Raw genomic sequence first — 13873 nt, 5'->3', positions numbered from 1 at the left:
AACTAAACACCAATTTCACGTTTAACACCCTTCCCCGTCATTACGCCCTGAAAATAAGCAATTGATGAGTAATGTCGCGCATGGATGCGCGATAAGGCGAAACTAGGCCATGGGTGAAAAGCGCAGCTTTGAACGAGAGGCCATGGATGGCTGAACTGGGGAGCGTACAGGGATGTGAAAGATGGCCTATCTTCGCCGTTTACGTTCACATCAGTTAATTATTTGAAGGATTAAGCGTGATGCTCGGGTGCGCTGGGAGGTGACGAATAACCGAAGCGCAGCTTCGCAGTATGAGGAAGTGGAGGCATGGATGCCGACAGTAACCCAGCTTCAAGGATGAATTATTTGCAGCAGAGTAAAATTTGAAAATCTATACCCCTCTTTGGCTGCCGTCGCCAGCGCGACAAAACCTTGAATAAGGTTTCTAATTTAGGTCACGGATTTATCCAGGCAAAAGTTAGCAATAAAAGCAATCAGCCAAGGTGATACAACTTTTGGGCTAAAGCCCAACCTACAAACCACGCACGCCAGCAAGCTCAGCGCCTACGGTGATACCTATTATTCCTGTGTTAAATCACACATGCCTAAAGGACGGCCTACAAACAATGCATATTTACGTGTTTGGGGGATGGTAATGATATTGGAGAATCGTTGGGTTTCGTTTCACTCTACCCAACCTACCCCATATAATTTATGGCGAATCACCACACACAAAAAAGCCGTTGCATTACTGCAACGGCTTTTATAATTTCAATAAATTCCAACTCTACAGTGGAACTTACTACCAATTAAAGTTCAAAAATTAGTCGCGATAAGTCTCAACCGCTGGGCATGAACATACTAAATTACGGTCGCCGTATACGTCATCGATACGCGTAACCGTTGGCCAGAACTTATCTTTAGCAACTGCTGGTACTGGGAAGGCAGCGTAAAAACGGTCATACGCACGATCCCATTCATTACCTAGCACATCGGCTTGCGTGTGTGGTGCAAATACCAGTGGGTTGTTTTCGATAGACCATTCACCTGAAATGATTTTATCGATTTCACCTTTAATCGATACCATCGCTTCGATAAAGCGGTCAATCTCGCCCTTAGACTCAGATTCTGTTGGCTCAATCATTAATGTGCCCGCTACTGGGAACGACATTGTTGGTGAGTGGAAACCATAATCTTGTAAGCGCTTAGCAACGTCCATTTCAGTAATGCCTGAGGCTTCTTTTAATGGGCGTAGGTCAATAATACATTCGTGAGCAACACGATTATTACGGCCACGGTATAAAATTGGGAAGTGCTTGCTGAGCTCATTGCTTAAGTAGTTAGCATTTACAATCGCCATTTCTGTCGCTTGTTTTAAGCCTTCAGAGCCCATCATGGCAATATAAGCCCATGAAATAGGTAAAATAGCTGCAGAGCCGTAAGGCGCTGCCGATACTGCACCATTTCCTTCATTAGTACCTGGTACGTTAATTACGCTGTGGTTTGGCATAAATGGCGCAAGGTGCGATTTAACACCAATTGGGCCAACACCTGGGCCGCCGCCACCGTGTGGAATACAGAAGGTTTTATGTAAGTTTAAGTGCGACACATCTGAGCCAATGAAGCCTGGGCTAGTAACACCTACTTGCGCGTTCATGTTTGCGCCATCCATGTAAACTTGGCCACCATGCTGGTGAACAATTTCACATAATTCACGAATCGTTTCTTCGTATACACCGTGGGTAGATGGGTACGTTACCATGGCACATGATAGGTTTTCAGAGACTTCTTCAGCTTTCGCTTTTAGGTCTTCCATATCGATGTTGCCATTTTTATCACAGTTAACAACCACAATTTTCATGCTGGCCATTTGTGCCGAAGCTGGGTTAGTACCGTGTGCAGAACTTGGGATTAAACATACGTTACGGTGCGCATCCCCTCGTGACTCGTGGTATTTACGAATTGCGATAAGGCCTGCGTATTCACCTTGTGCACCTGAATTTGGTTGCAATGAAACCGCGTCGTAACCGGTAATGTTAACTAGCCAATCGTGTAGCTCGTTAATCATTATTTGGTAACCTTCTGCTTGGTCTAGCGGGCAGAATGGGTGAAGGTTTGCAAATTCAGGCCAGGTAATTGGGATCATTTCAGCGGTCGCGTTTAGTTTCATGGTACATGAACCTAACGAGATCATAGAGTGATTAAGCGCTAAATCTTTGTTTTCAAGTCGCTTAATATAGCGAAGCATGTCTGTTTCGCTGTGGTAGCTGTTAAAGTTTGGATGCGTTAGAATTTCATCATCACGCACTAGGCTTGCAGGAATAGAGTCACTGCCATTTGCTTCAACATCCGCAGCAATTGCATCTACGCTTAGGCCGTGGCCTTCGCCTAAAATAATATCAAATAACTCGGCAATGTCTGCACGTATTGTGGTTTCTGATACTGAAATTGAGTACTCGCCTGCATGGTTAGCAGCAAAGTTAACACCTTTAGCCACAGCACGGGCAATCACGTCAGCTTTGTTTTCATCAACAACAGTTAATGTATCAAACCAGGTAGTGTGCTTAAGTGCCACGCCTTTTGCTTTTAAGCCAGTTGCTAAAATATCAGCAAAACGGTGAATGCGTTGTGCAATGGTTTTTAAGCCTTGCGGGCCATGGTATACCGCGTAAAACGCCGCCATGTTCGCTAGTAATACTTGCGCAGTACAAATGTTTGAGTTGGCTTTGTCGCGACGAATGTGTTGCTCACGGGTTTGCATTGCCATACGCAGTGCATCGTTACCTAAACGGTCTTTTGATACACCAATAATACGCCCTGGTAATGAACGTTTGTATGCATCACGTGTTGCAAAAAATGCAGCATGTGGACCACCGTAACCCATTGGCACACCAAAACGCTGAGCAGAGCCAAGTACTACATCTGCACCTAATTTACCTGGTGCTTTTAACAGTAATAAGCTCATGATATCGGCTGCCACACAGGCAATCGCTTTTTTGCTTTGTACGCCAGCAATTAGGTCAGTTATATCAACAATTTCGCCTGATGTTGACGGGTATTGAAATAACGCACCAAAAATGTCGTGGTTCACGGCATCAGCGGCTTTACCTACAATAATTTCAAAACCAAATTGCTCTGCACGGGTGCTCACTACGCCAATGGTTTGCGTGTGTACGTCGTCGGCAATAAAGAACGCATTGGCTTTTTTAGCTTTAGATACACGTTTTGCAAGGCCCATTGCCTCGGCTGCAGCAGTTGATTCGTCAAGCAGTGAAGCACTTGCTAAATCTAGGCCGGTAATGTCTAAGGTCATAGTCTGGAAATTTAATAGTGACTCTAAACGCCCTTGTGCAATCTCTGGCTGATACGGTGTGTACGCTGTGTACCAACCCGGGTTTTCAAGTACGTTACGTAAAATTACGTGCGGTACGTGAGTTGGGTGGTAGCCTTGGCCAATATACGATTTGAAAACTTTATTTTTGCTTGCTACTGATTTTAAGTAGCTTAGTGTTTCAACTTCGGTACGGCTTTCGCCGATATTAAGACCTTGCTCAAGACGAATACCAGCAGGTACAGTTTGACCGATCAGCTCTTCAACGCTCGATACTTCAAGAGCGCTAAGCATGTCGTTTACTTGCGCTGGGCTTGGCCCAATATGGCGGCGAATAAAATCTTGCTTTTGCTCTAATTGTTCAAGAGATTTGGCGTTTGACATGTGTCCAGATTCCTATGATCCTAAATACTAATGGGTAACTAGTATTGATTAAAATATGTGATGATTTGGCAACTTACTGGGTATGGTAATAAGCTGTAAAATCATAAAAGCCCCAATGTTTTAAATAGAGGGGCTTTTAACTAATTAACGATTACTCTTCGTCAATAGTGTGTGCGTAGCCTTCTGCGTCGAGCAAGTTATCAACTTCAGATTCGTCAGATGCTTTAATGCGGAATAACCAACCGTCGCCGTAAGCGTCGTTGTTTACTGTTTCTGGAGAATCTTCTAGCTCTTCGTTAATAGCAACAACTTCACCGCTAATTGGTGCGTAAATGTCTGACGCCGCTTTTACTGACTCAGCTACTGCACAGTCTTCGCCTGCATCGACTACGTCGCCAACTTCTGGTAATTCAACAAATACCATGTCGCCAAGCAGCTCTTGGGCGTGCTCAGAAATACCAACAGTGTAAGTGCCGTCGCCTTCATTACGAACCCACTCGTGTGAAGGTGCGTATTTTAACTCGCTAGGGATATTGCTCATTTTGTTTCATCCTTTGGTTTAGATTGGGAGAATACCAATAAATGAGGGTGACCTATTTACTGGTATAACCAAATTATTTAGATTATTGATTTACCGTTACGTACAAAGCCCGATTTAACTACTTTTACGTTAACTAATTTTTTACGCATTTCTACTTGAGCTGTGTCGCCGGTTGAACGTGGCACACGTGCTAATGCAACACTATAGCCCAATGTTGGTGAGAATGTGCCAGATGTAATAACACCTTCGCCACCATCAACAATTACTTTAGAACCACTGCGTAGTACGCCTTTTTCTTCAAGAATAAGACCTACTTGCTTGTGAGTACTTTTTTCTGCACGTTGTTTTACCAAAACATCACGACCAATAAAGTCACGATCTTCTGGTTCCCATGCAATAGTCCATGCCATGTTAGCTGCCAGTGGTGATACGCTTTCGTCCATATCTAGGCCGTAAAGGTTCATACCTGCTTCTAAACGTAGTGTGTCGCGCGCGCCTAAGCCCGCAGGCGCTACACCGGCATCAAGCAATTGCTGCCATAAATCGGCTGCTTGCTCGTTTGGTACTACAATTTCGTAACCGTCTTCGCCAGTATAACCTGTTGTAGCAATAAATAAATCACCGGCTTGAACACCAAAAAATGGCTTCATGCCTTCAACTGCAGCTTGCTGGTCTGCGTTTAAAACCTGGGCAGTTTTAGCGCGTGCATTAGGGCCTTGAACCGCAATCATGGCGAATTCTGGGCGCTCAGTAACCGTTACTGCAAAGTCACTCGATACCTTAGCTAAATGTGCTAGGTCTTTTTCACGGGTCGCTGAGTTAACCACTAAGCGATAAAATGTTTCGCTAAAGTAGTAAATAATTAAGTCGTCAATTACACCACCTTGCTCGTTAAGCATGCCGGTGTAGAGTGCTTTACCAGGTACTGTTAATTTAGCAACGTCGTTAGCCACAAGCTTGCGTAAAAATGCTTGTGCTTGCTCGCCTTGTATATCAACAATGGTCATGTGCGATACGTCGAACATGCCCGCATCGTTACGTACGGCGTTGTGTTCTTCTATTTGTGAACCGTAGTTAATTGGCATTTCCCAGCCATGAAAATCAACCATTTTTGCGCCGGCTTCAAGGTGCTTTGCATGTAATACTGTTTTAGAAGTCATAATATTCCTTCACTTTTAAATTAACCCATGTGTGTGGGCGTGGCCTCAATTGAATGAGGGGGAATAACATGGTAGCCATTAATACGCCTACCAAATTGTAATCTTTAACAAAAATATGTTTAACGAATTAAACAGCTTAGGTGTTAGTAACACTAAAGCCTTGTTGCTGCATATACTGCTGCCACTTATCAAGCGTAGGCGTTTTAGCAATCACTATAAACTGCTGCTCGTTGTTTTTATCTACCGCGGTAACAAACACTTCGCCACTTTGCGCGCCATAACAAAGCTGCGCATCAGCAAGGCGTAAGCCAGGGGTTAATTTAAACGCATCAACTAAGGTATCAAAGGCGTTGCTACCGGTTAAGGTAAAGGTTGCTAAATCGGTGCGTACCACAAAGTCGATATCGTACCTAAGCTGTTGCTCGTTAATGAGTGCTTGTAATTGCAAGCTGGCATTTACTGAGAGTACAAATCTAAAGGCGGTTTCGCTAAAGTAGTAAACGGCGTAGCTAAAATCAGAATTTAAATCGCCATCCAATGTGCCTTTAAAACCAAAGCCACTGGCGGTTAGTTTGGTGAGGTCATGACCTAAAATAGCACTTAAAAATACCGATGCTTCACTGCCGCTAAAATCAATAACAACGTGGCTGTTATTAGCTTGTAAGGCATTAATAACCGCGCTGTTAGCGTTGCTATGGCGGGCAAACATTATCGGGTTAAAAGTCATAACAAATACCTATCTATCTTTAATAGCAAAAGTATATTGCGCAAGGCTTACAACAACAAATTGTAATTACTTATCAATTGATAAATAATACTTATATATATAGCCATATAAATAGTAATTTTAAATATGAAAAACATTTCAACCGACAGTTTACGCACATTTGTTATGGTGGTTGAGGTAGGTGGATTTGCCAAAGCAGGCGATTTACTTGGCCTTTCGCAACCGGCGGTAAGCTTACAAGTAAAACGTTTAGAAGACTTATTAGGCTATAAATTATTTAAAAAGCAGGGACAACGCCAAGTACTTAATCAATATGGTGAACTGTTACTGCCTATGGCAAAACAAATGGTGCAACATAACGATGCCATTTTACAGTTGTTCACCTCCGAAAGTGTCACTGGTAAAGTGCGCTTAGGGATCCCTAGCGAATTTGCAGCACGTATTTTACCTTCTATTATTGGCGACTTTGTGGCGCTCTACCCTGATGTATCGTTAGAAGTGAAGTCACGTTTGAGTAAACACTTACTTTCGGATGAGCGCCAAGATCAATTTGATTTAGTATTGGCGCTAAATGAGCAGCTTGATTCAGAAAAATTCCCTATTTTTATTCAAGACCAATTAGTGTGGGTTGGCGATCTTTCACTGGCGCAAAATGAAACCGTTACCTTAGTAACAGCGCCTGAGGGCTGTATTTACCGACGCAGAGCAACCCAAGCGCTTGAAAAAGCAGGTATTAAATACCGTATTGTTTACAGCAACGCCGATTTAACCGGTTTAATTGCGGCATTAAAAGAAGGTTTAGGTATTACTGTATTGGCAAGAAGTACGGTGCCGAACGATTTAACCTATCAATTACACACTAAAAATTTACCTGCGCTCGGTAGCATTGGCATTAGTTTAGTTAAAACTGCCCGCGAACCTGAAAACGCCGTGTTTAAACTCGCTGAGTTTATTAAGCTGCGCTTAGGTTACCCCACGGCTTAAATAACCTGAACTCTGAATAATAAATCTATCTCAAGCAGCGTTCAGGTTAAATTAACCGCCACCAGCCAATACATTATCCCTGTTTTTATAAAACAAAAATAAACACCTAGTTAAAAATGTTATAAAAACAGCCTGTTTTTACGACAGATGTAAATTATAGTAAAACTTAATAATATTGATTCTCATTCGTTAACATGTTTAAATTACGCCAATTTCAGTAGTTGAACTATTTTTAGGGTAATCAATGTCACATAAATTTTTAGTTTCTTCGTTAACTGCAGCTGTTGCGCTGTCTTTGAACACAACAGCAATGGCAAAAGATGCCGACAAAGTTGAGCGTAACTTTGAACAAATTACCGTTATTGGCTCACAAGCCGCTATTAACGATATTCCAGGATCTGCTACGTTTATTTCAGATGCAGAATTGCAAAAATTCGAATTTACCGATATTTCTCGCGTATTAGCATCTGTACCAGGTGTATACGTGCAAGAAGAAGATGGCTACGGCCTGCGCCCTAATATTGGTATGCGCGGTACAGGTACTGGTCGTAACGACAAAATTTCTGTGATGGAAGACGGTGTACTTGTTGCTCCGGCTCCTTACTCTGCGCCATCGGCTTACTACTTCCCAACTATGGGCCGTATGGAATCTATTGAAGTATTAAAAGGTGCTGCCTCAGTTAAATATGGCCCGCGCACTACCGGTGGTGTATTAAATTTACTTTCTCGCAGCCTACCAACTGAAGCAAATAGCTCAACAGGCATGCTAGATGCTGCCCTTGGTAGCGATGGTTACTACAAAGGTCACGCTTACTTCGCAAAAGAAAAAAACAACACTGCAGGCTTAATTGAAGTGTTTTCTTACGGCGCTGATGGCTTTAAAGAATTGCCAGTAGGTGATGACAACACAGGTTTTGAAAAAAACGATGTATTGGTAAAGTTTGGCCATACCTTTGGTGAAAACGATGCGCATAACATTGAGTTCAAATTAAAGTACTCTGAAGAAACATCAGACGAAACTTACATGGGTTTAACCGATGCCGATTACCAACAAAACCCGTACCGTCGTTACGCAGCATCACAAAATGATGAAATGAACACTCGCCATAATGCATACCAAGTAAACTATGCATACCGTTTTGGTGAAGGTTATGAAGTTTTAGCAACCGCTTATCTAAACGACTTCCACCGTAACTGGTACAAAGCAAGCAGTGTTGGTTCAAGCACACTTGAGCAATACAGCGAGTTTGAAGCAAACCCAACAGCTGCGGGTATTGAAAACATCGGTGTTAAAGCCAATAACCGTGACTACCAAGCAAAAGGTGTGCAGTCTGAATTACACATCCCAGCGGGCGCTCACTACATTACGGTTGGCGTACGTTACCACGAAGATGAAATGGATCGTTTCCAGTGGGAAGACAAATACACGCTTAATCAAGATTTAAGCATGACTCTTACCTCACAAGGCGCTCCAGGCTCTAACAGCAACCGTTTAGACAGTGCAAAAGCAAGCACGCTATTTATTCAAGACGAATGGACAATGGATGCATTAATAGTGAGTGCTGGTCTTCGTTATGAAGACATAACTATTACCCGTGAAGAGTGGGCTAAGTCAGATCCAACCCGTAGCCTAGGCTTAACGAAAGATATCTCTAACGATACTGAAATTTTAGTACCGTCTTTAGGTGCTACTTACACACTTAACGACAATGTTACGTTACTTGCTGGTATTCAAAAAGGTTACGCCCCTGCAGCACCGGGTAATGCCGACCAAGACGAAGAAGAGAGCGTCAACATCGAGTTTGGCTCTCGTTTTAATGCGGGCGGTTTTAACGGTGAAGTAATTGCGTTTTACTCTGATTACGACAATATGCATGGTAACTGTACTGCATCAGTAGGTTGTAATGACGATAACATTGGTGACCAATACAACTACGGTGAAGTAGAAGTATCGGGCTTTGAATTTAGCGCAGGTCGAACGTTTAATACTGCATCGGTTGCGTTCCCAGTAAAATTAACTTACACCTACACAGATTCAGAATTTAAAAACACGTTTGATTCAGAAATTTGGGGCTCAGTAGAAAAAGGCGATGCAATGCCTTACGTACCTGAGAACCAGGTTGCTTTATCGTTTGGCGCAGAAGTGAATAACTTTGTGGTAAATAGCCAAATACGTTACGTGTCTGATGCACATGCTGATTTAACTAACTCAGGCTTAAATGCGATTGATAGCCGTGTTGTATGGGATTTAGCTGCTAAGTACTTAATCGACGAAAACCAAAAAGTATACCTAAGCGTAGATAACTTGTTTGATAAAACCTACATTGCTAACCGTGCAAATGGCGGTATTCAACCTGGTAAGCCACGTTCAGTACAAATGGGCTACTCTTACAGTTTTTAATAAAGTGCTAACTTAAAAGTACAAAAAAGCCGAGGTTGATTAAATCAATCTCGGCTTTTTAATGCCTATGTAATTAATAGGCTTAATTTGTTTCTGCGCGCTGGCGTAATACTTCAAATAAACAAATACCGGTTGCAACCGATACATTTAAACTTGAAACCGTACCCGCCATTGGAATTTTAACGAGTACATCACAGTGCTCACGGGTTAAACGGCGCATACCCTCGCCTTCAGCTCCCATCACAATCGCCATTGGGCCTGTTAAGCTGGCATCAAATACATGTGTGTCGGTTTCACCGGCTGTGCCTACAACCCATACACCTGCGTCTTTTATTTCACGTAATGTACGTGCAAGGTTAGTAACCTGAATAAGCGGTACTGTTTCAGCTGCGCCACAGGCCACTTTACGTGCCGTGCCATTAAGCTTTGCTGACTTGTCTTTAGGAACTATCACCGCATGAACACCGGCAGCATCGGCGCTACGTAAGCAGGCACCTAAATTATGCGGATCGGTGATGCCATCAAGTACCAGTAAAAACGGGGTGTCTTCGCGTTCAATGATCTCATCAAGATCTTTTTCGTTAAACACACGTGCCGCTTTCACGTTGGCGATAATGCCTTGATGTTGCTCATCTTTCGCTTTGTTATCAAGCGCTTTTCGTTGCATAAACTGTACTGAAATACCAAACTGACGCGCTTGCTCAATCACCGGCGATAAGCGCTTATCATCACGTCCTTTAAGGGCGTATATTTCTATAAAACGCTCTGGCTCTTTTGCCAAAATTGCTTCAACAGAGTGAAAGCCAAAAATTAATTCATTACTCACGAATTGTTTGCTCCTGGGCTACTACGTTTACGGGCATTTTTACCTGGTCTTTTAGGCTTTTTGACCGCTTTCTTTTTGGTTTTTTTCTTAGCGGTGGTGTCATCCGCTTTTACTTTTGATTTGCTCGCTGATTTGCCTTTTGCAGCAGGCTTTTTACTCGCCTTTGGCTTTTTGTCATCACTTGCTGACTTTTTACCCGGGATTTTACCGGCTTTAAGTTGCGAGCGAACACTGGTTGGAGCATTTTTTTTAGGTGCACGACGACGCGCATAACGATCTTGGGCAACATCGCCTTTAAGCGTTAAGTTTATACGACGATCATCTAAGCTTACCGAGGCAACCTGCACAGTGACTTTGTCGCCTAAACGATAAACCGTATGTGTGTGTTCACCCACCAAGCAATGTTTAGCTGCATCATGCTGGAAATATTCATCACCTAAATTGGTAACATGAATTAATCCATCAATTTGTAAGTCATCTAAACGAATAAATAAACCAAAGTTAGTAACCGATGAAATAACCCCGTTAAACTCCATGCCTACATGATCTTGCATGTATTCACATTTTAACCAATCGGCTACTTCACGGGTGGCATCATCTGCGCGGCGCTCAGTGGTAGAACATTGCTCACCAAGTTGATCGACTTCATCATCGCTATAAGCGTATTCACCAGAGGTTTGCTGCCCTTGTGCTTTTAATACTGCTTTAATTGCACGATGCACCACTAAATCGGGGTAACGGCGAATTGGCGAGGTAAAGTGCGCGTAAGCCGATAATGCTAAACCAAAGTGACCTATGTTATCTGGCTGATAAACCGCTTGTTTCATTGAGCGCAGCAGCATAGTTTGAATAAGCTCAGCCTCTGGACGGTCACCTAAACGAGCCAATACATGAGTAATTTCTTTCGGGGTTGGTTCATCACTTAGCGTGCTTTCAATCCCCAGCTCAGTTAAAAACTGAGTAAAGTTACCCAGCTTTTCGCTATCGGGCTCATCATGTACTCGATACAGTGCGCTGGCTTCGTGTTTTTCAAGTAACTTAGCCGCCGAAACATTGGCTAAAATCATACATTCTTCAATGAGCTTGTGCGCATCGTTACGAATAACCGGCACAATTGATTCTATTTTACGCTGTGCGTTAAATACAAAGCGAGTTTCGAGTGTTTCAAACTCAATGGCGCCACGCTCTTGGCGCGCTGCTTTTAATGCCATGTACATTTGCTGCAAATCAGTTAAATGCGGCACTACAGCTGCGTATTCTTTACGTAACTTTTCATCGTTTTGTAAAATGGCATTTACTTTGGTGTAAGTTAAACGTGCATGTGAGTTCATCACCGCTTCGTAAAACTTATAACCTGAGAGCTTACCCTCTTGCGATACGGTCATTTCTGCAACCATACACAAGCGATCAACCTCAGGGTTAAGCGAGCACAAACCGTTAGATAATACTTTTGGTAGCATTGGAATAACTTGCTCAGGGAAATACACTGAGTTACCGCGCTCTATCGCTTCTTTGTTAAGCGGCGTGTTCATACCTACATAATGTGATACATCGGCAATGGCTACCCATAAGCGCCAGCCACCCGACTTTTTAGGCTCACAGTATACGGCATCATCAAAATCACGAGCGTCTTCGCCATCTATGGTCACAAGCGGTAAGCCGCGTAAATCAACTCGACCTTGTTTATCGGCTTCTTCAACAAATTCACCTAAGTGGGCAACTTGTTGTTCAACCTCTTCAGGCCATACGTGTGGAATATCGTGATTACGCAGCGCAACTTCAATTTCCATACCCGGCGCTAAATGCTCGCCCAGTACGTCGATAACTTTACCTACCGCATTCATATTACGACTTGGATTTTGGGTTATTTGCACTTGCACCATTTGGTTATGACGCGCGCCTTTTTCGTTACCCGGTAGAATAATAATGTCTTGGGTAATGCGCGGATCTTCAGCCACAACAACGGCAATACCATGCTCAACAAAATAACGCCCTACAATGGGTGCGCGCTCGTTAGTGAGTACTTTGATGATGCGTGCGTCGCATTTTGAGCCTGAGCCGCGTTTAGTGCCTTTGGCAAGAACGATGTCACCGTGTAGCACCATATTCATTTGATGCTTGGCAATAAACCAATCTTTGCTCTCGCCTTCAACTTCTAAAAAGCCAAAACCGTCTCTGTGACCGACTACTTTGCCTTTGGTTAAACCGGCTTCGTCAATCAGGGCATAACATTTAAATTTATTAAAATAAAGCTGCCCATCACGCTCCATGGCGCGAAGTCGGCGCTTAAATGCTATTTGTCGTTCTTCATCGTTGACTGCGAGTTCTTCACATAGTTGTGCGTAGTTAGCAGGTTTGGAACGCTCTTGCAGGTGAGTAAGTATAAACTCACGACTAGGGACTGGGTTTTCGTACTTTTCTTGTTCTCGACTGAGATTTGGATCTTGGTTTGACATTCACTATCTTGTTAGTTGGTTATGTAAGTATTTTAACTCATATACTCGCAATGAGACAGGTAAAAGCCATTAAACTTTTAATAAAGCGTTATTACCTTTTGCATTTTGTGAAAATATAACTAAATAACGCTTAACATGTACTTAATTTAAGAGCTTAAAAGTGAGTAAAATAGCAATGCTGATGTTTACTCACTTTTATATAAACAGCTTACTTTTGCTGTAGTTTCTTCCACAATAGCGTGCTGATGTGTTCAATAAAAGCCGCATCTTGTGCAGCCATAACATCGAGTATTGGTTTGTTCATTTGGCTTTTGTTTTGAGAGTATATCCAGCGATTTTTATTAAAGCTTTGCGCAAACTCTAACACACCCGTTTGCAAGGCTTGCTCATCAGCAAAGGTGGCCTCTACTACGTTATGTTGTAATAATTTTTGCGCATCAACACGCTCACCGGTCATGGCTAAACGATTAAAAAATTGCTGATCTATGGCTTTATTAATAATAGGAAACATAGACGGTACAAACGGCACTAATACATCGACTTCGGGGAAACAAAAGAAGCCTTTGTCTGATTTCATAAATCTAAAATCACAGGCACATGCCAACACCGAACCATTACCATAACTGTGGCCGTTTAGCGCGGCAATAATAGGCATAGGAAAAGTAACAATACGTTTAAACAAGGCACCTATCGAGTTCATGAAATCGGCAATTATTTGTGGTGTGTTGTCAGGGTTTGCCATCCACTGTAGATCAATGCCTAACGACCAACTTTTATCGCTACTTGAGGTTAGCACCACCGCTTTAATATGCTCGTTAGCCTCAATCGTATCTAGGTGTTGATTAAACTCGTTTATAAAGGTTGGATTATGGCGGTTTTCTGCTGTATTCATAGTAAGGATAGCCGTGCTTCCTTGCGTGGTAATTTCTATTAATGCTGTCATTAGACCCTCATTTAGTGCTTTTAGCTGCGCTTTTAGCACTTTTCATTACTTTTATAATTATAAATAGAATAGTAATACGTTGTATGAAATTTATAAAGCGTCTATTTTTGTAACCATTAAAGGAGCGAGAGCTTAAGCCAT

At 42.6% G+C, this 13873-nt stretch carries 9 protein-coding genes; 2 read left to right on the top strand and 7 right to left on the bottom strand.

Annotated elements, in window-relative coordinates; all coding sequences use genetic code 11:
* Nucleotides 1–802 precede the first annotated feature (802 nt).
* The 4 genes from gcvP to PSM_RS02670 form a co-directional block, all read right to left on the bottom strand.
* A complete protein-coding gene (gene gcvP / locus PSM_RS02685; protein ID WP_013464092.1) occupies nt 803–3694 on the bottom strand; it encodes an aminomethyl-transferring glycine dehydrogenase in 2892 nt (963 codons plus the stop codon).
* Between the two features lie 151 nt (nt 3695–3845).
* A complete protein-coding gene (gene gcvH, locus PSM_RS02680; protein ID WP_013464091.1) occupies nt 3846–4235 on the bottom strand; it encodes a glycine cleavage system protein GcvH in 390 nt (129 codons plus the stop codon).
* A 77-nt stretch (nt 4236–4312) separates the two neighbouring features.
* Nucleotides 4313–5395 (bottom strand): glycine cleavage system aminomethyltransferase GcvT, encoded by a 1083-nt coding sequence (gene gcvT, locus PSM_RS02675; RefSeq protein ID WP_013464090.1) that lies wholly within the window; start codon nt 5393–5395, stop codon nt 4313–4315.
* Between the two features lie 136 nt (nt 5396–5531).
* A complete protein-coding gene (locus PSM_RS02670; protein ID WP_013464089.1) occupies nt 5532–6122 on the bottom strand; it encodes a hypothetical protein in 591 nt (196 codons plus the stop codon).
* A 126-nt stretch (nt 6123–6248) separates the two neighbouring features.
* Between PSM_RS02670 and PSM_RS02665 the strand changes: the two genes are divergently transcribed.
* Together PSM_RS02665 and PSM_RS02660 are read left to right on the top strand one after the other, a co-directional pair.
* A complete protein-coding gene (locus PSM_RS02665) occupies nt 6249–7106 on the top strand; it encodes a LysR family transcriptional regulator (RefSeq protein ID WP_013464088.1) in 858 nt (285 codons plus the stop codon).
* Nucleotides 7107–7350: 244 nt separating this feature from the next.
* Nucleotides 7351–9507: a TonB-dependent receptor family protein gene (locus PSM_RS02660; protein ID WP_013464087.1), complete on the top strand. Its 2157-nt coding sequence runs from the start codon at nt 7351–7353 to the stop codon at nt 9505–9507.
* An 82-nt stretch (nt 9508–9589) separates the two neighbouring features.
* On the opposite strand, the gene rlmB is transcribed toward PSM_RS02660, so the two are convergent.
* The 3 genes from rlmB to PSM_RS02645 form a co-directional block, all read right to left on the bottom strand.
* A complete protein-coding gene (gene rlmB, locus PSM_RS02655) occupies nt 9590–10333 on the bottom strand; it encodes a 23S rRNA (guanosine(2251)-2'-O)-methyltransferase RlmB (RefSeq protein WP_008112440.1) in 744 nt (247 codons plus the stop codon).
* Complete coding sequence (gene rnr, locus PSM_RS02650; RefSeq protein ID WP_013464086.1) at nt 10330–12789, bottom strand: ribonuclease R; 2460 nt, start codon at nt 12787–12789, stop codon at nt 10330–10332. Before rnr ends, rlmB begins: the two co-directional genes overlap by 4 nt.
* Nucleotides 12790–12997: 208 nt before the next feature.
* On the bottom strand, nt 12998–13732 hold the full coding sequence (locus PSM_RS02645) for an enoyl-CoA hydratase/isomerase family protein (RefSeq protein WP_029609929.1): 735 nt from the start codon (nt 13730–13732) through the stop codon (nt 12998–13000).
* Nucleotides 13733–13873 lie beyond the last annotated feature (141 nt).

It is taken from the genome of Pseudoalteromonas sp. SM9913, from assembly GCF_000184065.1.
Lineage (GTDB): Bacteria > Pseudomonadota > Gammaproteobacteria > Enterobacterales > Alteromonadaceae > Pseudoalteromonas > Pseudoalteromonas tetraodonis.
The sequence above is the reverse complement of the archived record's forward strand: the minus strand, read 5'-3'. Positions and strand labels throughout refer to the sequence as shown.